Source organism: Massilia sp. UMI-21 (genome assembly GCA_015277795.1).
Taxonomy (GTDB): Bacteria; Pseudomonadota; Gammaproteobacteria; order Burkholderiales; family Burkholderiaceae_D; genus Telluria.
In genome coordinates, this window is the sequence record CP063848.1 from 2,141,144 (window position 1) to 2,167,210 (window position 26,067).

General features: G+C 66.6%; 21 protein-coding genes. 9 read left to right on the top strand and 12 right to left on the bottom strand.

Annotated elements, in window-relative coordinates; translation table 11 throughout:
* Position 1: 1 nt before the first annotated feature.
* The 6 genes from IM543_09545 to IM543_09570 form a co-directional block, all read right to left on the bottom strand.
* The gene (locus IM543_09545; GenBank protein ID QOY96045.1) at positions 2-1,042 is read right to left on the bottom strand and encodes a branched-chain amino acid ABC transporter permease; all 1,041 of its coding nucleotides are present in this window, start codon (positions 1,040-1,042) and stop codon (positions 2-4) included.
* Between the two features lie 34 nt (positions 1,043-1,076).
* Complete coding sequence (locus tag IM543_09550) at positions 1,077-1,835, bottom strand: ABC transporter ATP-binding protein (GenBank protein QOY96046.1); 759 nt, start codon at positions 1,833-1,835, stop codon at positions 1,077-1,079.
* Positions 1,807-2,598 (bottom strand): ABC transporter ATP-binding protein, encoded by a 792-nt coding sequence (locus tag IM543_09555; protein QOY96047.1) that lies wholly within the window; start codon positions 2,596-2,598, stop codon positions 1,807-1,809. The genes IM543_09550 and IM543_09555 overlap by 29 nt, the downstream gene beginning before the upstream one ends.
* Before the next feature lies 1 nt (position 2,599).
* Entirely contained in the window at positions 2,600-3,802 is a 1,203-nt protein-coding gene (locus IM543_09560) for a substrate-binding domain-containing protein (GenBank protein QOY96048.1), read from the bottom strand.
* 22 nt (positions 3,803-3,824) lie between these two features.
* On the bottom strand, positions 3,825-4,718 hold the full coding sequence (locus IM543_09565; GenBank protein QOY96049.1) for an alpha/beta hydrolase: 894 nt from the start codon (positions 4,716-4,718) through the stop codon (positions 3,825-3,827).
* Positions 4,719-4,882: 164 nt separating this feature from the next.
* Complete coding sequence (locus tag IM543_09570) at positions 4,883-7,171, bottom strand: TonB-dependent receptor (GenBank protein QOY96050.1); 2,289 nt, start codon at positions 7,169-7,171, stop codon at positions 4,883-4,885.
* A gap of 304 nt (positions 7,172-7,475) precedes the next feature.
* On the opposite strand from IM543_09570, the gene IM543_09575 reads away from it, so the two are divergent.
* Positions 7,476-8,408 carry a LysR family transcriptional regulator gene (locus IM543_09575; GenBank protein ID QOY96051.1) on the top strand — a complete coding sequence of 311 codons (933 nt, stop codon included), beginning with the start codon at positions 7,476-7,478 and terminating at the stop codon, positions 8,406-8,408.
* 77 nt (positions 8,409-8,485) lie between these two features.
* On the opposite strand, the gene IM543_09580 is transcribed toward IM543_09575, so the two are convergent.
* Positions 8,486-9,637, bottom strand: coding sequence for an N-acetyltransferase (locus IM543_09580; protein ID QOY96052.1), 1,152 nt, complete (start codon positions 9,635-9,637; stop codon positions 8,486-8,488).
* A gap of 64 nt (positions 9,638-9,701) precedes the next feature.
* On the opposite strand from IM543_09580, the gene IM543_09585 reads away from it, so the two are divergent.
* The 4 genes from IM543_09585 to IM543_09600 all read left to right on the top strand — a co-directional run bounded on the left by IM543_09585 (position 9,702) and on the right by IM543_09600 (position 15,428).
* Positions 9,702-11,762 (top strand): NAD(+) synthase, encoded by a 2,061-nt coding sequence (locus tag IM543_09585; protein QOY96053.1) that lies wholly within the window; start codon positions 9,702-9,704, stop codon positions 11,760-11,762.
* Between the two features lie 25 nt (positions 11,763-11,787).
* Entirely contained in the window at positions 11,788-12,126 is a 339-nt protein-coding gene (locus IM543_09590) for a P-II family nitrogen regulator (protein QOY96054.1), read from the top strand.
* 184 nt (positions 12,127-12,310) lie between these two features.
* Positions 12,311-13,783 (top strand): AAA family ATPase, encoded by a 1,473-nt coding sequence (locus tag IM543_09595; GenBank protein ID QOY96055.1) that lies wholly within the window; start codon positions 12,311-12,313, stop codon positions 13,781-13,783.
* On the top strand, positions 13,776-15,428 hold the full coding sequence (locus tag IM543_09600) for a response regulator (GenBank protein ID QOY96056.1): 1,653 nt from the start codon (positions 13,776-13,778) through the stop codon (positions 15,426-15,428). The genes IM543_09595 and IM543_09600 overlap by 8 nt, the downstream gene beginning before the upstream one ends.
* Here the strand turns inward: IM543_09600 and IM543_09605 are convergent.
* From IM543_09605 to trxB, 4 genes are all read right to left on the bottom strand, one after another.
* Positions 15,425-16,030, bottom strand: a complete 606-nt coding sequence (locus tag IM543_09605; GenBank protein QOY96057.1) for a trimeric intracellular cation channel family protein — start codon at positions 16,028-16,030, stop codon at positions 15,425-15,427. The two genes, IM543_09600 and IM543_09605, sit on opposite strands and share 4 nt — an antisense overlap.
* A gap of 98 nt (positions 16,031-16,128) precedes the next feature.
* Positions 16,129-18,291 (bottom strand): GAF domain-containing protein, encoded by a 2,163-nt coding sequence (locus IM543_09610; GenBank protein ID QOY96602.1) that lies wholly within the window; start codon positions 18,289-18,291, stop codon positions 16,129-16,131.
* A 140-nt stretch (positions 18,292-18,431) separates the two neighbouring features.
* Positions 18,432-19,091 (bottom strand): Smr/MutS family protein, encoded by a 660-nt coding sequence (locus IM543_09615; GenBank protein ID QOY96058.1) that lies wholly within the window; start codon positions 19,089-19,091, stop codon positions 18,432-18,434.
* Positions 19,092-19,146: 55 nt separating this feature from the next.
* Positions 19,147-20,112, bottom strand: a complete 966-nt coding sequence (gene trxB, locus IM543_09620) for a thioredoxin-disulfide reductase (protein ID QOY96059.1) — start codon at positions 20,110-20,112, stop codon at positions 19,147-19,149.
* A 216-nt stretch (positions 20,113-20,328) separates the two neighbouring features.
* Between trxB and IM543_09625 the strand changes: the two genes are divergently transcribed.
* The 3 genes from IM543_09625 to IM543_09635 all read left to right on the top strand — a co-directional run bounded on the left by IM543_09625 (position 20,329) and on the right by IM543_09635 (position 25,000).
* A complete protein-coding gene (locus tag IM543_09625) occupies positions 20,329-22,833 on the top strand; it encodes a DNA translocase FtsK 4TM domain-containing protein (GenBank protein QOY96060.1) in 2,505 nt (834 codons plus the stop codon).
* A gap of 82 nt (positions 22,834-22,915) precedes the next feature.
* Complete coding sequence (gene lolA / locus IM543_09630; GenBank protein QOY96061.1) at positions 22,916-23,551, top strand: outer membrane lipoprotein chaperone LolA; 636 nt, start codon at positions 22,916-22,918, stop codon at positions 23,549-23,551.
* Between the two features lie 147 nt (positions 23,552-23,698).
* The gene (locus tag IM543_09635) at positions 23,699-25,000 is read left to right on the top strand and encodes a replication-associated recombination protein A (GenBank protein QOY96062.1); all 1,302 of its coding nucleotides are present in this window, start codon (positions 23,699-23,701) and stop codon (positions 24,998-25,000) included.
* A 10-nt stretch (positions 25,001-25,010) separates the two neighbouring features.
* On the opposite strand, the gene IM543_09640 is transcribed toward IM543_09635, so the two are convergent.
* The gene (locus IM543_09640) at positions 25,011-25,367 is read right to left on the bottom strand and encodes a winged helix-turn-helix domain-containing protein (protein QOY96063.1); all 357 of its coding nucleotides are present in this window, start codon (positions 25,365-25,367) and stop codon (positions 25,011-25,013) included.
* A gap of 112 nt (positions 25,368-25,479) precedes the next feature.
* On the opposite strand from IM543_09640, the gene IM543_09645 reads away from it, so the two are divergent.
* Positions 25,480-26,013, top strand: a complete 534-nt coding sequence (locus IM543_09645) for a hypothetical protein (protein QOY96064.1) — start codon at positions 25,480-25,482, stop codon at positions 26,011-26,013.
* Positions 26,014-26,067 lie beyond the last annotated feature (54 nt).

The window sequence follows — 26,067 nt, forward strand, 5'->3', positions numbered from 1 at the left end:
TTCACCCCCTCGTCTTCGCGTACAGGCCGGCCGGGCGCCACAGCAGGATCGCGATCATCAGGATGATGTTCGAGACCAGTGCGACCTTCGGCGCCAGGAAGCCGGCATAGTTCGCCACCAGCGCCATCAGGAGCGCGCCGATGAAGCAGCCGCCCACCGAACCGAGGCCGCCGATGATGATGACGATGAAGATCATGACCATGATCTCGCCGCCCATCGCGGCGTTCAGGGTTTCCTTGTACAGGCCCCACAGCACGCCGCCCATGCCGGCCAGCGCGGAGCCGGCCGCGAACACGGTCACGAACAGGCGCTTGATGCGGTAGCCGAGCGCTTCGACCATTTCGCCGTTCTCGACCCCGGCGCGGATGAGCAGCCCGATCTTGGTGCGGTTCAGGGTCAGGAACATGCCCACGAAGACGACCAGGCCGACGACCACCGCGACCAGGCGGTATTTCTCGATCGCGGCGTCGCCCAGGAAGATGGCGCCGCGCAGCGCGGTCGGCAGCGGCAGGGCGATGGTCTCGGCGCCCCAGATCACGTGGATCAGCTGCTCGGCCACGATCATGCCGCCCATGGTGATCAGGATCTGCTTCAGGTGCTGGCCGTAGACCGGCATGATGATCACGCGCTCGAAGGCCCAGCCCAGCAGGCCGGTGACGAGCATCGCGACCGTGATGGCGAGCGCCAGTACGCCCAGGTTGACCGCCAGCGAATCCATCTCCAGCCAGCCCTGCATCGGCAGCAGCACCAGGGTGGCCGAGAAGGCGCCGACCGACACGAAGGCGCCGTGGCCGAAGTTCAGCACGCTCATCAGGCCGAACACGAGGGTCAGGCCGCTGGCCATGATGAAGATCATCATGCCCATCGCCAGGCCGGCGACGGTCAAGGTGAGCCAGGTGGGAAAGCTGCCGATCAGCGGCAGCATGGCCAGCATCAGCGCCGGCACCAGCAGCAGCGGCGCGATGTCGCGCGGCGCCTTCGGCAAGGGCGCGTCAGCCTGGAGCGGCGTGTCCTGCTTGGCAAGGGGGAGGGTTGCACTCATACACGTGTTCCTATTGGTGTGCTGATTGGTGAGCTCATTGGTGGGAGTCGAGCGAAAGCCCGAGCAAACGCTGCTGCAGTTCTTCGTCGCCGGCCAGCGCCGGCATCGATCCGGCGTGCACCACCCGTCCGTCGTCCATCACGCCCACCGTATCGCCGAGCGTGCGCACGAAATTGAAGTTCTGCTCGACCAGCAGGATGCTGGTGCTGGTGTCCTTCAGTTCGCGGAAGGCGGCCATCAGGCTGGCGACGATGGCCGGGGCCAGGCCCTTGGTCGGTTCGTCCACCAGCAGCAGCTTCCTCGGCTCGACGATCGCGCGGGCGATCGCCACCATCTGCTTCTGCCCGCCGGACAGGTTGCCGGCCGGGTAGTTCCAGAATTTCTTCAGGGCCGGGAAGAAGCCGCAGATCCAGTCGACACGGGCGTCGTCGAGCGGACCGTCGCGGGCCGCGAGATACAGGTTCTCGCGCACGGTCAGTTCCGAGAACACGGCCATGCTTTCCGGGACGTAGGCAATGCCCAGGCGCGCGATGTCGGGCGTGGCCATCTTCGTGATGTCGCGGCCGTCGAAGGTGATCGAGCCGGCGCTGGCCTTCCACAGGCCCATGATGGTGCGCAGGGTGGTGGTCTTGCCGGCGCCGTTGCGGCCCAGCAGGACCGACAGGCCGCCGCGCGGCACCGCCAGGTCCACGCCCTGCAAAATGTGGTACTGGCCGATGTGGGTGTGGACTCCCTCGAGCGTGAGCAGTGGCTCGGCAGGCGCGTCAGGCCTCTGCGGTTTCTGGTGTTCCAAGATAGGCTTCCTGTACGATCTTCGATTGCATGACTTCCGCGGGCTTGCCGTCCGCGACCAGGGTGCCGTTGTGCAGCACGACGATGCGGTCGGCCAGCGCGCGCACCACGTCCATCTTGTGCTCGACCAGCAGCACGGTCTTGTTGCGCTCGGACTTCACCGAATGGATCAGGTCGAGCACCACTGGCACCTCGTCCACGCTCATGCCGGCGGTCGGTTCGTCGAACATCATGATGTCCGGCTCCAGCGCCAGCAGGATGGCGACTTCCAGCTTGCGCTGGTCGCCGTGCGACAGCGTGCGCACCCAGGCGTCGCGGCGCCCGGCAAGGGCCACGCGTTCCAGGTAGTGCTCGGCGCGCGCGATCAGTTTGCGGTGGCTCGACCAGACCGAGAAGAAGTTCAGGCCCAGGCCGGCGCGGCTCTGCACCGCCAGCCGCACGTTCTCCGCCACCGTCAGGTTGGGGAACAGGTTGGTCAGCTGGAAGGCGCGGCCGATCCCGAGGCGGGTACGCTGCGCGGCCCCGGCGCGGGTGATGTCCTGTCCGTTCACGAACACGCTGCCCGAGCTGGCCGGCAACTGGCCCGACACCAGGTTGAAGTAGGTGGTCTTGCCGGCCCCGTTGGGGCCGACGATGACGGTCAGGGTGCCGGGGTAGAAGTCCGCCGTCACCGCGTTCACCGCGACGTGGCCGCCGAAGCGGATCGTCAGGTCGCGGGTGGACAGGGACGGCCGGACTGCGGGCTGGCTTGCTGGCGCACCCATGTCAGCGCTTGTTCCGCACCGGCAGCGGCAGTTCGGATGCCGGGATCTCGCGCACCAGTTCCAGCAGGTCCCACTCGTGCTTCTGGTCCTTCTTGATGCGGAAGTGGTACATCGGCTGGAGCGCCTGGTGATCTTCCTTGCGGAAGCTCATCGTTCCTTTCGGGGTCTCGAAGCGCATGCCCTCCATCGCCACCACCAGTTCGTCGCCGTTCTTCGCATTCGGCGCCTTCGACAGCGCCGCGTGGACCGCGCCGGCCGCCGCCATGCCGCCGGCGGTGAACATATCGGGCGGCATCTTGAAGCGCTTGGTGTGCTCGGCCACCAGCCAGTCGTTCATCTTGTTGCGCGGGAAGCCGTAGTAGTAATAGATCGTGCCTTCGGTGCCGGCGAAATTCTTCCAGGTCTTCATCACCGGCAGGATGTTGCCGCCCGGGGCCAGCGCGATGCCGAAGCGTTCCGGCTTCATGTCGGCGATCTTGTTCATCGGGTTGGGGCCGGCCCAGACGATCTGGAGCACGCGCGGCTGCGGCTTGTCCTTGAGCTTGTCGAACAGGCGCTGGGCCGGCGCGGTGAAATCGGTGGCGGTGGCCGGCGCGTATTCCTCATGCACGACCACGGCCTTGCTGCCGGTGGTCTTGAGCGCTTCCTTGCCCGCTTCGATGGCGTCGCGCCCGAACGCGTAGTCCTGCGCCAGGAAGCCGACGCTGCCGCTCTTGAAGGTGCTGGCCGCGGCCAAGGCGTCCTGCATTGAACTGCGCGCGGTACGGAAGATGTACTTGTTCCACTTTTCCTGGGTGATCGCGTCGGCCACGGCCGGTTCCACGATCAGCACTTTCTTGTATTCCTTGGCCACCGGCAGCATGGCGATCGCCGAGCCGGACGAGGTAGTGCCGACCGCGATGTCGACCTTGTCGTCGCCGTAGGCTTCGGCCAGCAGGGTACGGCCCAGGTCCGGCTTGGACTGGTCGTCCTTGACGATGACCTTGATCTTCCGGCCGTTGATCTGCATGGTGCCATTGGTCAGGTATTCGAGGCCCATCATGAACCCGGTCTCGGTCTCCTTGGCGTAGGCTTCGAGCGGGCCGGTCTTGCCGGCGATGAGGGCGATCTTCAGGTCCTTGCCCTGCGCGTACACGGTGGGGGCGGCGCCGGCCGCGAATGCCGCGATCACGGCGATGGACAGGGGTTTGATCAGGTGGTGCATGCTAGTCTCCTTGAATGTCTCTTTACGGTAGCTTGGCCAGGAAAGCGCGGATCGCGCCGAGCGCTTCCGGTTCGGTGAGCATGGGCGCGTGGCCGACGTTCGGCACTTCCGCGTACTGCAATTCGGGTGCCGCCTTGCGCATCCAGTCGGCCTGTTCCTGCTCGAGCAGGTCGGACAGCGCGCCGCGCACCAGCAGGGTAGGGCGGCGCCGCGCCAGCCGGCGGAAGGCCATGCGCGCCGCCAGCGAGGTCGGACGCAGTTTACCCGTCTGGATCGCGGTCGCGATATGCGGATCGTAACGCAGTGCCAGCTGTCCGTCATCCTTCTGTTCGAAGGCGCGGCGCGCCCACTTGGCCCATTCCTCGCCCGAATTGGCCGGGAAGGCGCAGGCATTGATGTCGCGCAGGTAGTCGGCGGCCTCGTTCCAGGAACCGACCGCGTTGCAGCGGCCCGCATAGCCGGCGATGCGCCGCAGGCCGCGCACCGACATCACCGGGCCGATGTCGTTGATGATGGCGGCGGCGATCAGGTCGAGCCGGCGCGCCGCCAGGGTCATGGTGATCAGGCCGCCCATCGAGGTGCCGACGAAGACCGCGCGCGGCAGCCCCAGGTCGTCCATCAGCTTCACGATGTCGGCGGCGTAGACGTTCGGGTTGTAGTTGTCGGGATTCGGATCGTGGGCCGACTGGCCGCGCCCGCGCACATCGACCGCGATCACGCGCCGGCCCATGGCGGCGAGGATCGGGGCGAGCTCGTCGAAGTCGGCCGAATTGCGTGTCAGGCCGTGGATGCAGATCACCGGCAGCGGCGCCGCGGCGCCGGCCGCGCCAGCCGCGGGGCTGGCGGCCGGATAGTCGCGTGCGTACAGCGCCAGCCCGTCGCTGCTGGTGTAGCTGATTGGAGTAAATGTGGACACGCTGGCTGATATCCTGTAAGTCGTTCCGGCCGGCCGCAGCCGGTGCCGTGATGGATGCGTGGGCGGCACCCCTCCCTGCCGGCGCCGGGAGGGCGCCAGCCAGGAGGATGCTGCCGGAGAGTGCCGAAGGCCCGGCTGCGATGCGGCCGAGCCGTGAAGCCCGCTTAGAAGCGGTACTCGAGCGTTGCCGAGACCTGGCGCGGGTTGCCGTAGAACGCGGTCAGGGTGCCTTCGTTGCCCAGGGTCGGGAACAGGTAGCCGCCGGTCTTGTAGTGCTTGTCGCTCAGGTTCTTGCCGTGCAGGCCGACGCGCACCTTGCCGTCGGTACGGGTCCAGACGATGCTCGCGTCATACAGCTTGTACGACTCCTGGTCCAGCATCGACGGGGTCTCGAACTGGGCGGTGGCGCCCTTGTACGAGGCGCTGCCGATCAGCGACAGCTTGCCGCCGTGGCCCATCACCGGCATCGCGATGTCGTAGTTGAAGCGCAGGTTGGCCGAGTTCCTCGGGGTGTTCTGGAACACGCGCTGGCTGGCCACGTTCACGCCGGCCGCGAAGTATTCCTTGTACTCGGCGTCGATGTAGCTGTACATGCCCGCGACCATGAAGTCCCGGGTGAGGTTGGCGACGGCTTCCAGCTCGGCGCCCTTGATCTTGGCCTTGCCCGCGTTGGTGGTGACGCCGGCGAAGCTGTCGTCCTTGCCGTCGCCGTTGGTGTCGATCGCCACCGAACCCGGGATCTGCACGTCCTGGTAGTCGCTGTAGAACACCGCCGCATTGGTGGTGATGCGGCCGCCGTTGAAGGACGATTTCAGGCCCAGTTCGTAGGTCTCGATGGTTTCCGGGGCATAACCGGCGCGCGCCACCGCCAGCGGAATGCGGGTGCCGACCACGTTCAGGCGCGGATCGAAGCCGCCGCCCTTGAAGCCTTCGGAATACGAGGCGTACACGTTGTGGTCCTGGCTCAGCTTGTAGTTGAGGGCCACGCGCGGCGTGAATTTCTTGTCCTTGCGCTGCAGCTGGCCGCCGCGCAGGTCGGTGTCGGTGCGGAACAGGATCGCGCCGGGATTGTTCAGGCCCGGGGTGCCGCCCGCGCCGAAGTAGATCTGGCGCAGCACTTCGGCTTCGCGCTCGTCGACCGTATAGCGGCCGCCCAGCGAGACGCTGAAGGCGTCGGTGACGTTGTAGCTGCCGTCGGCATAGATTGCCCAGGCCTTGGTGTCGACGTCGCCCATGGTGTAGGTCGAGGTCGGGACCGCGCCGCCCAGGATGGTGTCGAACTTGTTGAAGGCGTTGGCGTCGATGTAGTAGACGCCAGCCACGCCCTGCAGGCGTTCGCCGGTGTAGGTGAGGTTGAATTCCTGGCTGAACTGCTTGTTGGTGTACAGCGCCGGCACATGGAAGTCGGTGGCCGCGAGCGAGTCGAAGTCGATCGGTGCATACGACTTGTCGCGGCGCGAGGCGGTGATCGACTTGAAGCTCCAGGTGTCGTCGAGGGTGTATTCGACGGTCGCCGAGACGCCGTGCGCGCGCACTTCCTGGTCTTCGCCCAGGGCCTGGGTCAGGTTGGCGCGGGTGTCGAACACGTTGCCCAGGATCGGGGCGCCGCTGGTGCGGCCGACGATCAGGCGGTGGCCGTTCCTGGGGCTGGAATCGTCCTGGGTGATGTCGCCGGCGATGCGGATGAACAGGTCGCGGGTCGGGGTGAACTCGGCCGACAGGCGCGCCGCGGTGACATCCTTGTCGTAGTTCTCGCCGCCGGTGGTGAGGTTCTTGCCGAAGCCGTCGCGCTTGAAACGGGCGAAGGTGCCGCCGATGCGCGCGCTTTCCGAAACGGGGGTGCTGGCGGTGGCGACGAGTTCCTTCTGGCCATACTCGCCGATGGTGGCGCGCAGGCGCGCCTCGGGGCGCGGGCCCAGCTTGCGGGTGACGTACTTGACGGCGCCGCCGATGGTGTTGCGGCCGTACAGCGTGCCCTGCGGGCCGCGCAGCACTTCGATGCGTTCGACGTCGTAGATGTCGGCCACGGCGCCTTGCGGGCGGGCCAGGTAGATGTCGTCGATGTAGATGCCGACGCCCGATTCGAAGCCGGCCAGCGGGTCGGCCTGGCCGACGCCGCGGATGAAGGCGGTCAGGGTCGAGTTGGTGGCGCGCGAGGACTTCAGGGTGGTGTTCGGCAGGGCCGTCGCGAGGGCGGTGATGTCCGGCGTCGCGACTTTCGAGAGCTGGTCGGCGCTGAAGGCGGTGACGGAAACCGGCACGTCCTGCAGGCTTTCTTCGCGGCGGCGGGCGGTCACGACCACCTTGTTCACGCCTTCTTCGGCATTGGCCATGACCGGAGCGGTGGTGGCTTCCTGCGCGGACGCTACATTGCCGCTGGATAAGACGAGCAGGGCCACGGCGGACTGGATGGCGGGGTTCAGCAGCTTCAGTTTGTTCTTGGTAAGACGCATCGATGTCTCCTAATTTTTGATAGCGGCATGCGTTCAGGTTTTCGCATGGTCAGCAGTGTGCCTCGGTTGGGTTTGGTTAGATAGTCAACAATCGCCCACCCCGTTGTGCAAAAATGCACAGCTCGCTGCACCGCGGCTGTGCGCGACTTCATGCGGCAGCGAGGGGGCAGCGACGGGGCACGGGCGCGGCGACGCACCGTTTGTGCGCTGCCGCATCGAAAAAGCTCCAAATGATTGCAGGGGGAATGTGCACTAGTGCACAATATGTCATCTTGATATCGAACAACGCCTTGGACGATCGCCGATGAATACGCTGCCTGAGTGGACCGACCTGCGTTTCTTCCTGGAGCTGGCGCGCGCCGGTACGCTGTCGGGCGCGTCGCGCCGGCTGGAAGTGGAGCACACCACCGTGGCGCGCCGCATCGATCGGCTCGAGGCGCAGCTCGGTTCGACCCTGTTCGACCGTTCGCGCGAAGGCTATGAACTGACCGAGGTCGGCCAGGCGCTGCTGCCGCACGCCGAGGCCATGGAGGGAGCGGCGCTGGCCGCGGCCGAGCAGATCGGCGGGGCCGAGGTGGCCGCGCACGGCGTGGTGCGCCTCGGCGTGCCGGAAGTGTTCGGCGTGCGGGTGGTGGCGCCCTTGCTGGCCAAACTGCTGGAGCAGCACCCGGACCTGTCGATCGACCTGCTCAACCTGCCGCGCTTCGCCAACCTGGCCAACCGCGAAGCGGATCTCGGGGTCATGCTCGATCCGCCCACCACCGGCCGCTACATGGTCACGCGCCTGGCCTCGTTCCACTTCTACCTGTACGCATCGCCCACCTACCTGGCCAGGCATCCGCCGATCCTGACCCAGGCCGACCTGGCGCGCCACGATTTCGTCGACTACGTGCAGGACCGGCTGGCCAGCCGCGAGCTGTCCTACCTGAACGAGCTCGGTTTCACGCCGCGGCGCCGCATCTGCTGCTCGGGCATGACCGCCCAGCTCGAGGCCGCCTCGCTCGGCATGGGGCTGATGATGGCGCCGCCGTATGCGGTGCCGGACGACGGTCGCCTGGTGCGGGTGCTGGCGGGCTTCCAGGCCGAGCGTTCGTTCTGGCTGGCCGCGCCGACCGACCTGTATCGCCTGCGCCGGGTGAAGGTGGTGTGGAACCTGCTGCGCGAATGCGCGGAAGGGCATCCGGACCTGTTCGTGGAAGAGAGCACGGGCCCGGCGACGCGATTGCCGGTAGCCTGAGGCTGGCGCATGCCGGCTGCTTCGCCTCGCGCCGTGCCCGACGGGGCGCTTGCCGTCCGGGGGGAGGTGCGCGGCCCTCAGCGCGGCCCGCGGCCCGCATCCCGGAACGGATTGCGCTCGTTCAGCTCGTCCAGGTAGTCGTCGATCCCGCCTTTCTCGCGCTCCAGGAAGCGCTCGATGGCATCGGCGAACGACGGGTGCGCCAGCCAGTGCGCCGACCAGGTACGGGTCGGCAGGAAGCCGCGCGCCATCTTGTGCTCGCCCTGGGCGCCGCCCTCGAAGACCTGGATCTTCTGTTCGATGCAGAACTCGAGCGGCTGGTAGTAGGCGGCCTCGAAGTGCAGGCAGGGCACGTGTTCGAGTTCGCCCCAGTAGCGCCCGAACAGGGTGGTCTGGTCGTGGATCACCAGCGAGGCCGCGATGTCGCGGCCGGCGCGCGAGGCGATGACCAGCAGGATGTTATCGGGCATCGTCTCGCCGATGCGCCGGAAGAAGTCCAGGTTCAGGTAGGGCGTCGAGTAATGCGCCTGGTAGGTGTGGCGGTAGCAGCGGTTGAACAGCACCCAGTCGGCCTCGCACGCGTCGCGCCCCCGCACACGGCGCAGGGTGACGCCCGCTTCGCGCACCTTGCGCCGCTCGGCGCGGATGTTCTTGCGCTTCTTCTGCTCGAGCGTGGCCAGGAAGTCTTCGAACGTGTCGTATCCCCCGTTCAGCCAGTGGAACTGCACCCCGCTGCGCAGCATGAAACCGGCGTCGGCCAGATGGCGCGCCTGCGCCTCGGGCGGGAACAGCACATGGGTCGACGAAACATCTGCCGCGCCCTGGGTGGCCACCAGCACCTCGACCAGGGCCGCGCGCGCGGCATCGTCGACCGCCAGCAGGCGCGGCCCGGCCACCGGCGTGAACGGAATCGCGCACAGCAGCTTGGGATAATAGTCGAGCCCGTGCCGTTGGTAGGCGTCGGCCCAGGCCCAGTCGAACACGTACTCGCCGTAGGAGTGGCCCTTGACGTACAGCGGCAGGGCGGCGGCCAGCTCCTCGCCGTCGTAGAGCACGATGTACTGGGGCTGCCAGCCGGTGTCGGGCGCCGCGCTGCCGGATGCGTGCAGCGCGTGCAGGAAAGCATACGACAGGAAGGGGTTGGGTTCGTCCTGTGCCGCCACCAGCGCATCCCAGCGCTCCTGGCCGACTTCAGGCAGAGAAGAAACGATATGCGTGCGATAATTCAAAATGACTTCCGTAGCAAATGAATAATGGCGACCTTGCGCTTGCCAGCACGCGAAAGACTCACCAATGAACCAGCGATTCTTCAACCTCTATACGCACCACTTCGCCCGTGTCGCAGTAGCCAGCCCGCGCTGCCGCATCGCCGACCCGGCCTTCAACGTCGAGCAGACCTTGACGCTTGCGCGCCAGGCCGCGGACCAGGGCGCCGTGCTGGTGGCCTTCCCCGAGCTGGGCCTGTCGGCCTATACCTGCGACGACCTGTTCCACCAGCGCGCGCTGCTCGACGCCTGCCTCGACGGCCTGGCGAAGATCATCGCGGCGTCCGCGACGCTGCCGGTCGCGCTGGTCGTGGGCATGCCGCTCAAGGTCGACCACCAGCTCTTCAATTGCGCCGTGGTCGTGGCCAAGGGCCGCGTGCTGGGCGTGGTGCCCAAGAGTTTCCTGCCTAATTATGGCGAGTTTTATGAATCCCGGCAGTTCAGTGCGGCCGATTGCGCGGCCGTCGACCAGATCGACCTGTTCGGCGCGCTCGTGCCTTTTGGTGCGAACCTGCTGTTCGAGATCGAGAACCTGCCGCTGTTCCGCTTCCACGTCGAGATCTGCGAAGACGTCTGGGTGCCGGTCCCGCCGTCCTCGTTCGCCGCCATGGCGGGCGCCACGGTGCTGGTCAACCTGTCGGCCTCGAACGTGGTGGTGGGCAAGAGCGGCTACCGCCACCAACTGGTGGCCCAGCAGTCGGCGCGCTGCCTGGCGGCCTATCTGTACACCTCGGCCGGGCGCGGCGAGTCGAGCAACGACATGGCCTGGGATGGCCAGTCGCTCATCTACGAGAAGGGCGAGCTGCTGGCCGAGTCGGAGCGCTTCAGCGACGACTCGCACGTGATTTATGCCGATGTCGACCTCGACCGCCTGTCGAACGAGCGCATGCACGCGACCACCTTCGCGCAGTCGGTGCGCCGCCATGCGCAAGAGGTGGCCAGCTTCCGGCGGGTCAGGTTCGCGCTCGAACTGCCTGTGGCGCGCGACCTGCCGCTGGCCCGGATCGTGGAACGCTTCCCCTATGTGCCGGCCGACGCCGCACGGCGCGACGAGCGCTGCCTGGAGGTCTACAACATCCAGGTGCAGGCCCTGGTCCAGCGCCTGTCGAGCGCCAACATCAAGAAGGTGGTGATCGGGGTCTCGGGCGGCCTCGATTCGACCCATGCGCTGCTGGTCTGCGCCCGGGCCATGGACCGGCTCAAGCTGCCGCGCACCAACATCCTCGCCTACACCATGCCGGGCTTCGCCACCAGCGAGCGCACGCTGCAGCAGGCCAATGCGCTGATGCGCGTGGTGGGCTGCAGCGCCGGGCTGATCGACATCCGCCCGAGCTGCATCCAGATGCTCAAGGACATCGGCCACCCCTACGTGGAGGGCAAGGCGGAATACGACATCACCTTCGAAAACGTGCAGGCGGGCGAGCGCACCAGCCATCTGTTCCGCCTGGCGAACTTCCACAACGCCATCGTGATCGGCACCGGCGACCTGTCCGAGCTGGCGCTGGGCTGGTGCACCTACGGCGTGGGCGACCACATGTCGCACTACAACGTCAACGCCAGCGTGCCGAAGACCCTGATCTCCTACCTGGTGCGCTGGGTGGCCGAGACCGGCGCGGTGGTCGACGCGGTGGACACGACCTGTGCGGAAGTGCTGCTCAATATCCTGAATACCGAGATCAGCCCCGAGCTGGTGCCGGGCGGTGACCAGGATGGCAAGCCGGCCCAGAAAACCGAAGACAGCATCGGCCCCTACGAGCTGCAGGACTTCAACCTGTACTACCTGCTCCGCTACGGCTTCAAGCCGAGCAAGGTGGCCTTCCTTTCCTGGAGCGCCTGGCACGATCGCGAGCAGGGCAGGTGGCCGAGTGCGGCCCCGGTCCGCAACCAGTACGAACTGGCGGCGATCAAGAAGAACCTGGGCATCTTCCTGTGGCGCTTCTTCAAGACCAGCCAGTTCAAGCGCACCTGCGTGCCGAACGGGCCGAAGGTCGGCAACGGCGGCTCGCTGTCGCCGCGCGGCGACTGGCGCGCACCGTCGGATTCCGAAGCCACCGTGTGGATGGACGACCTCAAGAATATTCCCGACTAATCACGTTTTTTGGAGAGACAAGGACATGAAACAGATTACCTGCGTGATCAAACCGTTCAAGCTGGATGAAGTGCGCGAGGCGCTGGCCGACGTCAACGTCACCGGCCTGACCGTGACCGAAGTGAAGGGCTTCGGCCGCCAGAAGGGTCACACCGAGCTGTACCGCGGCGCCGAGTACGTGGTCGACTTCCTGCCCAAGGTGAAGATCGAAGTGGTGGTGGACGACAGCATGGCCGAGCCGGTGGTCGACGCCATCATCAAGGCAGCGCGCACCGGCAAGATCGGCGACGGCAAGATTTTTGTCCAGAACGTGGAGCAGGTGATCCGCATCCGTACCGGCGAGACGGGCGCGGACGCTGTCTGATGCAATCCAGGTCGCACGGAGCCGCTGCTCCGTCCTGGCGCCTTGTAGGCCTGGTCTGGCTTTAGCAGGGGCAAGTCCGGCAATCGGACTGCGGTAACGATGAGCTATGATGCATAAAAATTATCTTAATGGTATTTTTATCGGTATATCGCTCCTCAAATAACAACCGCGTCAGAGAGAAAACATGAGCGACCTGGAAAAAATTCACACCGGCATCCCCGAGCTGGACATGGTATTGCGGGGCGGGCTGACAAGACATCGCATCCACCTGATCGAAGGCCGGCCCGGCACCGGCAAGACCACCATCGGCCTGCGCTTTCTGATCGATGGCGCGGAAAAAGGCGAACCCTGCCTGTACATCTCCCTGTCGGAGACCGTCGAGGAGCTCGAGGCCACCGGCCGCAGCCACGGCTGGTCGCTGGACGGAATTGCGCTGCGCGAAGTGGTCCCGGCCGAGGCCCAGCTCGAACGCCAGCAGAGCGTGCTGTTTCCGTCCGAAGCGGAACTGAGCCAGACCATCGAGGCGATCTGCGAGGCGATCCGCACGGTCGCTCCGACCCGGGTGGTGATCGATTCGATGTCGGAGCTGCGCATGGTCGCCAACGACCCGATGCGTTACCGGCGCCAGATCGTCGCCCTCAAGCGCTTCCTGCAGCAGCAGGCCTGCACCACGCTCCTGATGGACGACCTGACCGACGAACCGCGCCAGTTCGACCTGCAGGGCACCGTGCATGGCGTCATCACGCTCGACCAGCGCGAGCGCGAGTTCGGCGCCGCCCGGCGGCGTCTGCGCGTGGTCAAGATGCGCGGCGCCGAGTTCCAGAGCGGCTGGCACGACTTCGCCATCACCGCACGCGAAATCTACGTATTCCCGAGCCTGATCGCCGAGGAGCACCGGCTCCAGTCCGCGCGCGGCGCGGTGACCAGCGACGTGCCCGAGCTCGACGCCATGCTGTGCGGCGGGCTGGTGCGTGGCACCTCGGTCATGATCCTGGGGCCGACCGGGGTCGGCAAGTCTTCGCTGGCGCTGCAGTATGCCAACGTGGCCGCCGCGCGCGGCGAGCACGTCGCCTACTTCGCGTTCGACGAAACCAAGGACACGCTGCTCGAGCGCGCCAACGGCCTGTCGATGCGCGCCTCCGAAGCGATCGACAACGGCACCGTGTTCTGGGAGCGGATCAATCCCTCTCGCATCACCCCGGGCGAATTCATCTGGAAAGTGCGGCGCCAGGTCGAAGACCACCAGGCCACGGTGGTGGTCATCGACAGCCTCAATTCCTATCTCGAGACCATGCACGAGGAAGCGGCGCTGATGCTGCAGATGCACGAGCTGCTGAGCTACCTGTCGAACCAGGGCGTGCTCTCGTTCCTGATCGTCGGCCAGACCGGCCTGCTGCAGGACGTGCGCGACACCCTCGACGTCGGCTTCATCAGCGATGCCGTGATCCTGCTGCGCTACTTCGAGGCCGAAGGCAGGGTACGCAAGGCGATCTCGGTGGTGAAGAAACGGCCCGGACGCCACGAGACCTGCATCCGCGAGTTTTCCCTGACCAGCACGGGCATGTCGGTCGGCGCGCCGCTCGAGGATTTCCAGGGCGTGTTGACCGGCGTGCCGAGGCTCGCGCCCGACGCGGTCTCCGCGAGCGCGCATGACTGATCCGCGCAAGCCCGGCTGGGACGTGATCGCCGCGATTTGCGCGCCGTCCGGGCAGGACGGCGCGGTCCTGGCCGACCTGCTGCGGCAATGGGGCGCGCAGTCCCGGCATTGCGGCTGCGCCGAGCAGCTCGCCGCCGCGGCGGCCGACCCGGCGCTGACGCTGCTGCTGCTCACCGACGACGCGCTGGAAGCGCACGCCGCTCCCCTGGCCGCCGCGCTGCAGGAGCAGCCTGCCTGGTCGGACCTGCCGGTCATCGTCTTCAGCGCCCAGGCCAACAGCGGCGGCTCGGACCAGCAATGGGCCTTCCTGCGCCAGTTCGCCAACATCACCGTCCTGGCCCGGCCGAGCCCGGCCAACGTGCTGCGCGCCGCCTTCGATGCGGCCTGCCGCGCGCGCGCCTGGCAGTTCACGGTACGCGAGCAGATGGCGAGCCTGTCGGCCTCGGCCGCGCTGCTCGAGCAGCGCGTACTGGAGCGCACGTCCGAACTGGTCGCGGAGGTGGAGACCCGCAAGCGCATCGAAAGCGCGCTCAACGAGGCGCGCAAGCTGGAGGCGATCGGACGACTCACCGGCGGCGTGGCGCATGATTTCAACAACCTGCTGCAGGTGATCCAGGGCGCGACCACGCTGCTGCCGCTGGTCGAACCGGACAGCGAGCGTTTCCAGCGCTCGCTGCATGCCATCCAGCGCGCCGCCTCGCGCGGCGCCAAGCTCACGCACCAGCTGCTCGCCTTCGGCCGCCGCCAGGCGCTCGCGGGCGCGGCGCTCGACCTGGCCCGGCTGCTCGACGAGATGCGGGACCTGCTGCAGCAATCGGTGCGCGAGCAGATCCGCCTGGACCTCGAGGTCGCCCCCGGACTGTGGCTGGCCGATGCCGACGCCACCCAGCTCGAAGTGGCGATGTTGAACCTGGCGGTCAACGCCAAGGATGCGATGCCGGGTGGGGGGCGGCTTGCCATCGGCGCTACCAACCTCTCGCTGCCGGCGCCGGGCGTGCCCGACTCGGAACTGCGCGGCGACTTCGTCCGGCTGACCGTGAGCGATACCGGCCCGGGGATGGCGCCCGAGGTGGCGGCCCAGGCATTCGATCCGTTCTTCACCACCAAGCCGGTCGGCGCCGGCACCGGCCTTGGCCTGAGCCAGGTGTATGGCTTCGCGAAGCAGTCCGGCGGGACCGCCTGGATCGACAGCTCGGCGCAAGGCACGACGGTGTCGATCCTGCTGCCGCGCAGCACCGGCATGGTGAGCGAGGAGCGGGACGGGACGGCCGCGCATGCGACGGTGCTGGCCGCCGGCCTGCGCGTGCTGTGCGTCGAGGACGACCCGGAAGTGGCCGACGCGACCCTGGCCATGCTCGGCAACCTCGGCTGCGAGGTGACGCTGGCGCGCGACGCCCGGGAAGCGCTGGCGCAGCCGCTCGACGGCGTCGACCTGGTGTTCTCGGATGTCGTGATGCCGGGAGCGATCGACGGCATCGGCCTGGCGCGGCGCATCCGTGCGCAGTATCCGGCCCTTCCGATCCTGCTTGTCAGCGGCTATGTGGTGGCGCCGGAACGCCTGCAGGGCCTGTCGATCAGCGTGCTGGCCAAGCCGTACACGCAGGAAGAGCTGCGCCGCGCGCTTGCGCGGCTCGTGCCGCGCTAACGTCCCATCCGCAAGTCGAACTTCCAGGTGATCAGGCGCAGTCCGCTGATGAGCAGCGCGCTCGACCACAGCGCGAAGTCGGCCTCCACGCCATAGTGGCGCATCAGCAGGAACTGCCAGTTCCCCAGGAAGGCGCAGATCGCGTAGGGTTTGCCGTCGCGGAACACCATCGGCACCTCGTTGCAGACGATGTCGCGCAACACGCCGCCGAAGATCCCGGTGATCACGCCCATCATCGAGGCGATGAAGAGCGGCATGTCGGCGGACAGTGCGGCCGCCACGCCGGCGACCGAGAACAGTCCCAGGCCGACCGCGTCGGCGATCACGATCAGGCGTTCGGAGACGATGTGGCGCAGGGTGCGGATCAGGGGCGACGCCAGCAGGGCCAGCACGAAGATCAGGATCGCGTATTCCTGGTGCGTCACCCAGAACAGCGGCCGTTTGTCGAGCAGGATGTCGCGCAGGGTGCCGCCGCCGAAGGCGGTGATGAAGGCCACCGTGAACACCCCCACCAGGTCCATGCGCTTGCGCCTGGCTTCGATGAATCCGGAAAAGGCGCCGACCAGGATCGCCACGATTTCGATGAGCTTGATGAGGGACATGCGCGAATGAAGAGCGGAGACGGTCGCTAGACTACCATGCCGCCCGGCAATTAGGGTGGTCGGCTGTGCCGACCGCGCGCACGGCACCGCCGTGCGCCCTACATGTTCATCAAGGGCAGCCGCACCGAGAAGATGACCTCGTTCCCGTCATGGCGGTAACTGATCTCGCCCTGGTGCTCGCGCACGATCTGCTGGGCGATGTACAGTCCCAGCCCCATGCCGGTGCGGTTGCGCGGGTTGTGCAGCGAGGCGCGCTTGAACGGGTTGAACAGGGTCGCCGCCAGCTCCGGCGGAATCGGCGCACCGGCGTTGCTGACCTCGATCACGGCTTCATCGCCCTGGGCCCGCAGACACACCCGCACCGGCTTGCCCGCGTCGCCATGATGACGCGCATTGCTCAGCAGGTTGGAAAGCACCTGACCGAGGCGACCGCTATCGGCATTCACCACTGCCGCTTCGTCGCAGGCGATCTGGAACGGGATGGCCGGGTAGGCCAGGCGCGCCTCGTCGATCATGTCTTCCATCAGCGCCTTGAGGTCGACCGGTTCGAGCGCCACGCCCAGGCCGATGCCGCCGTCGATGCGGCTCATGTCCAGCACCTGGCTGATCATGCGCTGCATGCGGCTGGTGGAGGACTGGATGCGCTTGCCCAGGGTCGGCTGGGAACTGCCTTTTTCCAGCACCATGCCGGCCATGTTGATCGAGTGGAGCGGGTCGCGCAGGTCGTGGCCCAGCATCGCCAGCAGTTGGGCGCGGGTGGCCTCGGTCTGGGCGCGGCGCGCGGTCATCACCCGCACCAGCTCGGCCAGGGTCAGGCGCGCGTTGGCCAGGATCGTCGCTTCCCACGGATGCGCATGGCCGCGCACCGTCTCGAACCAGGCGTCGAACGAGCCGCGCGGCGTCAGGCGTTCGCCCAGCGGTCCGACGACGGTGTTTTTTTCCGGCCGGCCGGCCCAGGCGACCTGCTCGATCTGCTCAACGCGCAGCAGCACGTTCCAGCCGCCCGCCGCCGGATCGAAGGGCTGGGCCAGCAGGCCGACCCACTTGCCGAGGCGGTCGCGGATGGCTTCAGGCCAGTCGTCCTGTTTCTCGCGCACGACCAGGTCGTGCGTGTTGTCGGGGAGGGAGGCGACGATTGCTTCGGCGAGGTCCTGGGGAAGATCGCCATGTACCCGGGTCTTGCCGTAGTAGCTGGTGATCTGGGCCTGGGCCTCGGCCGCCGCCAACGTCGCATCGCCGAAGCGGCCGAAGGTCTCGAGCGGGTCGTCCTCGATCAGCAGGTCTTCGACCAGCTTGGTGCGGATCGAGGCGGAGCGCTCGACCAGCTGGCTTTCCAGGCGCGACTCGATGCTGAGGATGGTCGAGCCCATCACCTGCGCCAGCACGTCGGCCGCCATGCGGATCGAATAGGGCACCAGCTTGGGCGCCATGTGATGGCAGGCGATCAGTCCCCACAGACGGCCGTTGATGACGATTGACACGCTCATCGAGGCGGCGACGCCCATGTTCTTCAGGTATTCGATATGCACCGGCGAGACACTGCGCAGCACCGCATGGCTCATGTCGAGCGGCAGCGCACCCGGCGCGCCCAGCAGCGGCACCGTCGTATCGTTGACGTCGACGATCGAGCGCAGGGTGTTCAGGATGTACAGGCGGCGCGCCTGGGCCGGGATATCCGAAGCCGGATAGCGCTGGCCGAGATAGGGCACGATGTCGTCGCGCCTGGCCTCGGCCACGACGTCGCCGCTGTCGTCGGGGCGGAATCGGTAGGCCATGACGCGGTCGAAGCCGGTGAAGGCGCGGATCTGCTCCACCGCGATCGACAGCAGTCCTTCGATGGTCTTCTGGCGACGCAGGCGGTCGATCGAGGCGTGCGCCTTGACCGCGAAGCCGGCTACTTCGTCGGCGCCGACCTCGCGCCGCTCGAATTCGGCGACGAGGCGTCCGAAGGCGGCGTGCACGACGCAGTCGTAGTCCTTGCCGTTGACGCTGACCGCCACCATCGAGGGCATCGACTCGGCGTCGCCGGGACCGATGTAGTCGAGCAGGAGTTCGAGCGCCGCGGGTGGCAGCGCCAGCGCGGCATACGGGGCGCCGGCCTCGAGCGCGATGTCGAGCAGGGCGCCGGCATTCGCGCTCCAGCCTTCGAGCAAGCCGGCGGCGCTAAAGAACAGCAGGGCGCCGTTGGGCTGGATCGAGCCGGGAATGTGGATCGGCTCGTCGGCGCAGTTGAGCAGGTCGACCTGGCGGCCGTGCTCCATGGGAATCACGGAAGTACCCTTCAATTCGCCACCAATCCCTTCTCGTCAATTCCGGCAAATACCGGTCGAGCGCATTTTACAGCCAATACTTATTTGCACACACTTTACAAGTGTGCCCATGTTGTATTCCGTGCGCGTGTTCACTCAAGCAGTGCGGGACGCAGCAGCACGATCAGGGCGCCGTGGCCGCCATCTTTTTTGCCGGCGACGCAAAAGGCGATGACTTCGTTCTTCTGCACCAGCCAGCTGTGCACGATCCCGCGCAGCACCGGTTGGCCCTTGGGCGAGCCGTAGCCGATGCCATGGACGATGCGCACGCAGCGCACGCTGCGCCGGTTGGCAAGGTAGAGGAAATTGGTGACGGCGTCGCGCGCCTGGTCGCGATTCATGCCGTGCAGGTCGAGCTCGTCCTGGACCGGCCAGTGGCGCTTGCGCATCTTGCGCACCACGTCCGGTCCGACGCCCGGCTGGGCGTAGCTCAGCGAGGGGTCTTCGTCGAGCAGGCCGTCGACGTCGAACAGGTCGGACAGGGATTCCCGCAGGACGGCGGCGGTTTCCTCGTCCCCGGTAAGGGGAGTGCGGTCCCTGAAGGCCCGGTCGGATGCCACGTACACCGGGCGGTAGACGTAGCGGTCCGATTCCGGCAGCTTGTGCACGCCTTCCATCGCGCCGCGGAATTCCACGGCGCGTTCGCGGGCGAGCCGCTCGCGCTTTTCGCGCTCGGCCTGTTCGATGGCGCGCAGGCGCTCGTCTTCCTTGAGCCGGTCGCGCAGGCCCTTGAGTTCGGAAAAGTCCTTCATGCCTGCCTCCGCGCCTGGTCGATCCCCGTGGGCTTGCGCCAGGCGCCCAATTCGTTTATTTCGGATCGTCTTCCAGCGCTTCCAGGTAGCGCTGCGCGTCGAGTGCCGCCATGCAGCCGGTGCCCGAGCTGGTGATCGCCTGGCGGTACACGTGGTCCTGCACGTCGCCGGCCGCGAACACGCCCGGCACGTTGGTGGCCGTGGCCATGCCGTCCAGGCCCGAACGGGTCCGGATGTAGCCGTTCTGCATCTCGAGCTGGCCTTCGAAGATGCCGGTGTTCGGCTTGTGGCCGATCGCCACGAACAGGCCATGCACGCTCAGGTCGCGGGTTTCGCCGGAATCGGCCGACTTGATGCGCAGGCCGGTCACGCCGCTGTCGTCGCCCAGGACTTCGTCCAGGGTGTGGTTCAGTTCCAATACAATCTTGCCTTCCTGGACCTTGTGCATCAGGCGGTCGACCAGGATCGGTTCGGCGCGGAACTTGTCGCGGCGGTGGATCACGGTGACCTTGGAGGCGATACCGGCCAGGTACAGGGCTTCCTCGACCGCGGTATTGCCGCCGCCGATGACCGCCACTTCCTGGTTGCGGTAGAAGAAACCGTCGCAGGTGGCGCAGGCCGACACGCCCTTGCCCATGAAGGCCTGCTCCGACGGCAGGCCGAGGTACTGGGCCGAGGCGCCGGTGGCGATGATCAGTGCGTCGCAGGTGTATTCATGCGAGTCGCCGACCAGGCGAATCGGCTTCTCGTTCAGGTGGGTCGTGTGGATGTGGTCGAACACGATCTCGGTATTGAAGCGCTCCGCATGCTGCAGCAGGCGCTGCATCAGTTCGGGGCCTTGCACGCCCAGCGGGTCGCCCGGCCAGTTCTCGACGTCGGTCGTGGTCATCAGCTGGCCGCCCTGTTCGACGCCGGTTACCAGCATCGGCTTCAGGTTGGCGCGCGCGGCGTACACCGCTGCGCTGTAGCCGGCAGGACCGGAACCGAGAATCAGGACTTTGGCGTGTTTGGAAGTAGTCATGGAAGGCTTCAAGAAAGTTGGAACGTCAAGATGAACAGACGGAAACTGGGGACGGGCCGCACAGTAATCAAGGCCGGAAATTCAGCGGCGTGCAACACAAGATTATAGACGATGATGCACGCGAGCATGAATCGTAGGCCAGCCCAGCCTTATATGGCTTAGAATGGGTGGATTGTCGATAGCGGACACTCCAGCAAAGCGCAGCATCACCAAGCAATGAGCAAGAACAGTCAATCCAGCACCTCAGGATACACCCGCAGCGCGCAATCCACGCGTGCGGCCCGCCAGCCCCTGCCTGGGCGCCTGTCGCGCCTTCTGTCGGAAGCGCGCTGGATCGCCATGGCCGTGGCCTTCCTGTATTTCGTGCTTATCCTATTAAGTTACAACAAGGCCGATCCCGGCTGGTCGCACGCCAACGCGGTCCCCAGGATCGCCAACCTGGGCGGCAAGGCGGGCGCCTGGCTGTCCGACCTGCTGCTGTTCATCTTCGGGTTCTCGGCCTGGTGGTGGGGCGTGATCTTCCTGCGCGGCGTCTGGAAGGGCTGGCGCCGCCTGACCGACCGGCTGGCGCCACCGAGCGAGCCGCCGCACGCCGGCGAGATGTACGTGCGCTGGACCGGCTTCGCCATCATGTTCGCCGGCAGCCTGGGCCTGGAATACCTGCGCATGTGGTCCTGGAACGTCGAGCTGCCGCGCGCCGCCGGCGGCGTGCTGGGCCAGCTGATCGGCCACTCGGCCCATGTCGCCTTCGGCTTCACCGGCGCGACCCTGCTGCTCCTGCTGCTGTTCGGCCTGGGTTTCTCGCTGTTCTTCCAGGTTTCCTGGCTGGCCGTGGCCGAGCGCATCGGGGAAACGGTGGAGAGCATGGTCGACTGGTTCCGCATGCGCATGGAAGACCACGAAGACCGCAAGCAGGGCGAGGCCGCCGCCGTCAAGCGCGACGAGTTGGTGGTCCACGAACGCCAGAAGTACACCGAAAAGCATCCTGCGCCGCCGCCGATCGTGAAGGCCGAGCCGATGCTGGAGCCGCGCGCCGAGGCGCGCCCCGAGCCCCAGGTCCTGCCGCCGTCGACGCCGGCCTCGCTGGCCATGCCGACCCCTGCGGCCGGCGCGGCACCGTCGCCGCAAGCCGCGGCGGCTTCTTCGATCAAGATCGAGCCGCAGATGACCAGCGTGCCGAAATCCGAGCGCGCCCAGAAGGAGATGCAGACCCCGCTGTTCCACGAGCTGGCGGGCGACGGCGGCCTGCCGCCGCTGGCCCTGCTGGACGAGGCGCCGCCGGCCCAGGAAACCGTGGCGGTCGAGACCCTGGAATTCACCAGCCGCCTGATCGAGAAGAAGCTGTCCGACTTCGGCGTCGAAGCCAAGGTGGTGGCGGCCTATCCGGGCCCGGTCGTGACCCGCTACGAGATCGAGCCGGCCACCGGCGTGAAGGGCAGCCAGATCGTCAACCTGGCGCGCGACCTGGCGCGCTCGCTTTCCTTGACGTCGATCCGGGTGGTCGAGACCATCCCGGGCAAGAACTACATGGCGCTCGAGCTGCCGAATCCGAAGCGCCAGATCGTGCGCCTGTCGGAGATCGTCGGCTCCAAGGTGTATGGCGACAGTCCCTCGGCGCTGACCGTCGCGCTGGGCAAGGACATCGCCGGTAAGCCGGTCTGCGCCGACCTGGCCAAGATGCCGCACCTGCTGGTGGCGGGCACCACCGGTTCGGGTAAATCGGTGGGCATCAACGCGACCATCCTGTCGCTGCTCTACAAATCCGATCCGGCCGACGTGCGCCTGATCCTGATCGACCCGAAGATGCTGGAGATGTCGGTGTACGAGGGCATTCCGCACCTGCTGGCGCCGGTCGTGACCGACATGCGCCAGGCCGGCCACGCCCTGAACTGGGCGGTGAACGAGATGGAGCGCCGCTACAAGCTGATGAGTAAACTCGGCGTGCGCAACCTGGCCGGCTACAACGGCAAGATCATCGAGGCGGCCAAGCGCGAGGAGCACATCCCGAATCCGTTCTCGATCATGCCGGACAATCCCGAGCCGCTCGAGAAGCTGCCGACCATCGTCATCATCATCGATGAGCTGGCCGACCTGATGATGGTCGTCGGCAAGAAGGTGGAAGAGCTGATCGCCCGTATCGCCCAGAAGGCGCGCGCGGCCGGCATCCACCTGATTCTCGCCACCCAGCGCCCCTCGGTGGACGTCATCACCGGCCTGATCAAGGCGAACATCCCGACCCGCATCGCCTTCCAGGTGTCGAGCAAGATCGACTCGCGCACCATTCTCGACCAGATGGGCGCCGAGACCCTGCTGGGCATGGGCGACATGCTGTACATGCCGCCCGGGACCGGCCTGCCGATCCGCGTGCACGGCGCCTTTGTCTCGGACGACGAAGTGCATCGAGTTGTAAAACATCTGCAGTCGCTGGGCGAACCGAACTATATTGAAGGCATCCTGGAGGGCGGCACGCTGGAAGAGGGCAATGCCGAAGGCGTCCCGGCGGGCGAGGGCGGCGGCGAATCCGACGCGCTCTACGACCAGGCCGTGGCGGTGGTGCTGAAGAACCGCAAGGCATCGATCTCGCTGGTCCAGCGCCACCTGCGCATCGGCTACAACCGCGCGGCCCGCCTGATCGAGCAGATGGAGCAAAGCGGGCTGGTGTCGCCGATGCAGTCGAACGGCAACCGCGACATCCTCGTGCCGGCCACCACTGCCGAATAAACCGTCGCCTCACCGTAGGGTGGGCGGCTTTGCCGCCCGCGCGTTCAAGGAACGGCGGCGGACCACAACAAGAGGAATCGATATGAAATTCACGACCAACGCAATTGCAACGCTCATCGCCGCCGGCGCCTTGGCCCTGACGGGCACCGCTACCGCCGGCGCCCTCGACCAGTTCAGGAGCTTCGTCGCCGGCACCAAGTCCGCCAAGGGCGAATTCACCCAGCAGCAGCTCACCAAATCGAAGAGCGGCAAGACCGCCCCGGTTTCCAGCGGCACGTTCGTGTTCGCCCGTCCCGGCAAGTTCATCTGGACCTACCAGAAGCCCTACGAGCAACTGCTGCAGGCCGACGGCGAAACGCTCTATATCTACGACAAGGACCTGAACCAGGTCACCACCCGCAAGCTGGGCAACGCCCTGGGTTCCTCCCCGGCCGCGATCCTGTTCGGCAGCAACGACCTGGAAAAGAACTTCACCCTTTCCGAAGCCGGCGAGCGTGACGGCGCCGAATGGCTGAAGGCCGTGCCCAAGACCCGGGACACCAGCTTCGAGCAGATCGGCATCGGCCTGAAAGGCGGCGTGCCGGTGGCGATGGAGCTGAAGGACGGGTTCGGCCAGGTTTCGCTGCTGAAGTTCAGCAACTTCCAGCGCAACCCGGCGCTGGGCGCGCAGCAGTTCAAGTTCGAGGTGCCGAAGGGCGCGGACGTGGTCAGCCAGTAAGCACCTGAGCAAGCGCCTGTTCCACCGCGGGCCGGCCCGTGCCGCCCGCCCGCGCGGCACGCATCGGCTACACTAGGCGCATGCACACGCATTCACATTACCTTGTACCGTATTCCGTTGATCCCTTGAGCGTCCCGGGAGCGCGCCATGGATGACCTGTTCAAGCTCGAGCCCGCGCCGCCGCTGGCCGAGGCCCTGCGTCCGCGCACCATCGCCGAAGTCATCGGCCAGAGCCACCTGCTCGGTCCCGGCAAGCCGCTGAACCTGGTGTTCAAGTCCGGCAAGCCGCATTCGATGATCCTGTGGGGCCCGCCCGGCGTCGGCAAGACCACGCTGGCGCGGCTGACGGCCTACGCTTTTGATTGCGAGTTCATCGCGCTGTCGGCGGTGCTGTCGGGCGTAAAGGACATCCGCGCCGCCGTCGAACAGGCCGAGCACTATCTGCGGCAGGGCAAGCACACCATCCTGTTCATCGACGAGATCCACCGCTTCAACAAGTCGCAGCAGGATGCGCTGCTGCCCTTCGTGGAGTCGGGCCTGGTGACCCTGATCGGCGCCACCACCGAGAATCCCTCGTTCGAGGTCAACTCGGCATTGCTGTCGCGTTCGCAGGTCTATGTGCTCAAGGCCCTGACCGACGAAGAAATGCGCCAGTTGCTCACACGCGCCAAGGAGCGCGTGCTGCAGCACTTGAGCTTCGACGAGGTCGCGGTCGACACCCTGGTCGGCTACGCCGACGGCGACGCGCGCCGCTTCCTCAACCTGCTGGAACAGACGAAAACCTCGGCAGATACCGCGGGCATCACCCGCATCACCGCGGAGTTCGTCGAGAACGCGCTGACCCTCAACGCGCGCCGCTTCGACAAGGGCGGCGACAATTTCTACGACCAGATCTCGGCCCTGCACAAGTCGGTGCGCGGCTCGCACCCGGATGCGGCCCTGTACTGGCTGTGCCGCATGCTCGACGGCGGCGCCGATGCCAAGTACCTGTCGCGCCGGATCGTGCGCATGGCCTGGGAAGACATCGGCCTGGCCGACCCGCGCGCGCTCCAGATCGCCAACGACGCGGCCACCACCTACGAGCGCCTCGGATCGCCCGAAGGCGAGCTGGCGCTGGGGCAGGCCGTGATCTACCTGGCGATCGCGGCCAAGAGCAATGCCGGCTACAACGCCTTCAACGCGGCGATGGCGTTCGTGAAGAAGGACAAGTCGCGCGAGGTGCCGGTTCACCTGCGCAATGCGCCGACCAAGCTGATGAAGGAACTCGGCTACGGCCACGCCTACCGCTACGCGCACGACGAGCCGCATGCCTACGCGGCGGGCGAGACCTACCTGCCGGACGGGATGGTGGAGCCGGGCTGGTACCGGCCGGTGCCGCGCGGGGTCGAGTCGAAGGTCGCCGAGAAACTGGCGTTCCTGCGCAGCCTCGACGACGACGCCAAGGGCTGAGCTCGCTTGCTCAGCCTTCGCGCGCCGCCTGCAGCATCAATCCGGAGACTTCATCGAAGTAGGCCAGCGCCGCCGGCGTCAGGTCGACCTGCTTGCGGCGGCTGTCCTCGGTATCGGCCAGCACCAGCCAGCCCTTGCTGCGCATCGACTTGATGCGGGTATGGATGGTGGCCGGCGCGCCCAATTCCTCCTGGCCCATCAGGTCGCGCACGCTCAGGCGCTTCTCGAGCTGGCGCGAGCGGCCGACCACCGCGAGGATGCGCTCTTCGAGCGGATCGAGCGGCGGCAGCGCGGGCAGGTCGCGCAGCGCTCCCAGCAGGTTCAGGAAGCGCAGGTAGATGTCGGCCGGGCGGGTGGGCTTGTTCATCCGGGAACCCCGTCCGCATCCGAAATTTGTCGAAATTGAGCGTGAGATAACATTGATTGATATAATGTTTCCGTCAAAGAAGTAAAGCTTAACCCAGCTTGCGGCCCAGGTCATGTCCGATATGCGTTTGAAGTTTGCCATGGGCGCTGCAACGGCTCTCCTTTTCCTCGGCGCCATCTGGCTCAACGAGCTGTTGTTCGCGCGTTTCGAGTTCGCCGCCGGCATCAGCTGGATCTACCTGCCGGCCGGCGTGCGCCTGTTGTGTACCCTCCTGTTCGCCGAAGCCGGGGCGCTCGGCATCCTCGTCGCTTCCTGGCTCATCTGCTTCTTCTATTTCTTCCCGGACGATCCGATCCGTTCCTTCGCGGGCGGCATCCTGGCCGCACTCGCTCCCTGGCTGACCTACCGTGCCCTGGTCGCCGGCCAGATCGGCAGCTCGCTTGCCGGCCTGGGCCCCTGGCGCCTGCTCGGCTGCGCGCTGGCCTTCTCGATCGCCAGCCCGGCGCTGCACCACATCTGGTTCGCCCTCCAGGGCCAGCGCGAGGGCCTGCTCGACGGTTTCCTGGTCATGGCCAGCGGGGACTTGGTCGGCACGCTGATCGTGCTGTACGCGGCAAAACTGGTGTTGTCCCTGCTGCGGCGCTAGGCCGGACCGCGGCTTTGTCGCGCAACGTCGGCGAACCTGCTGTGTTTGCGCGCC

Coding starts and splice junctions, on each gene's coding strand:
- IM543_09545 (QOY96045.1), bottom strand. CDS start 1,042: ATGAGTGCAACCCTCCCCCTTGCCAAGCAGGACACGCCGCTCCAGGCT.
- IM543_09555 (QOY96047.1), bottom strand. CDS start 2,598: ATGGGTGCGCCAGCAAGCCAGCCCGCAGTCCGGCCGTCCCTGTCCACC.
- IM543_09560 (QOY96048.1), bottom strand. CDS start 3,802: ATGCACCACCTGATCAAACCCCTGTCCATCGCCGTGATCGCGGCATTC.
- IM543_09570 (QOY96050.1), bottom strand. CDS start 7,171: ATGCGTCTTACCAAGAACAAACTGAAGCTGCTGAACCCCGCCATCCAG.
- IM543_09575 (QOY96051.1), top strand. CDS start 7,476: ATGAATACGCTGCCTGAGTGGACCGACCTGCGTTTCTTCCTGGAGCTG.
- IM543_09585 (QOY96053.1), top strand. CDS start 9,702: ATGAACCAGCGATTCTTCAACCTCTATACGCACCACTTCGCCCGTGTC.
- IM543_09590 (QOY96054.1), top strand. CDS start 11,788: ATGAAACAGATTACCTGCGTGATCAAACCGTTCAAGCTGGATGAAGTG.
- IM543_09595 (QOY96055.1), top strand. CDS start 12,311: ATGAGCGACCTGGAAAAAATTCACACCGGCATCCCCGAGCTGGACATG.
- IM543_09600 (QOY96056.1), top strand. CDS start 13,776: ATGACTGATCCGCGCAAGCCCGGCTGGGACGTGATCGCCGCGATTTGC.
- IM543_09605 (QOY96057.1), bottom strand. CDS start 16,030: ATGTCCCTCATCAAGCTCATCGAAATCGTGGCGATCCTGGTCGGCGCC.
- IM543_09610 (QOY96602.1), bottom strand. CDS start 18,291: ATGGAGCACGGCCGCCAGGTCGACCTGCTCAACTGCGCCGACGAGCCG.
- IM543_09615 (QOY96058.1), bottom strand. CDS start 19,091: ATGAAGGACTTTTCCGAACTCAAGGGCCTGCGCGACCGGCTCAAGGAA.
- trxB (QOY96059.1), bottom strand. CDS start 20,112: ATGACTACTTCCAAACACGCCAAAGTCCTGATTCTCGGTTCCGGTCCT.
- IM543_09625 (QOY96060.1), top strand. CDS start 20,329: ATGAGCAAGAACAGTCAATCCAGCACCTCAGGATACACCCGCAGCGCG.
- lolA (QOY96061.1), top strand. CDS start 22,916: ATGAAATTCACGACCAACGCAATTGCAACGCTCATCGCCGCCGGCGCC.
- IM543_09635 (QOY96062.1), top strand. CDS start 23,699: ATGGATGACCTGTTCAAGCTCGAGCCCGCGCCGCCGCTGGCCGAGGCC.
- IM543_09640 (QOY96063.1), bottom strand. CDS start 25,367: ATGAACAAGCCCACCCGCCCGGCCGACATCTACCTGCGCTTCCTGAAC.
- IM543_09645 (QOY96064.1), top strand. CDS start 25,480: ATGTCCGATATGCGTTTGAAGTTTGCCATGGGCGCTGCAACGGCTCTC.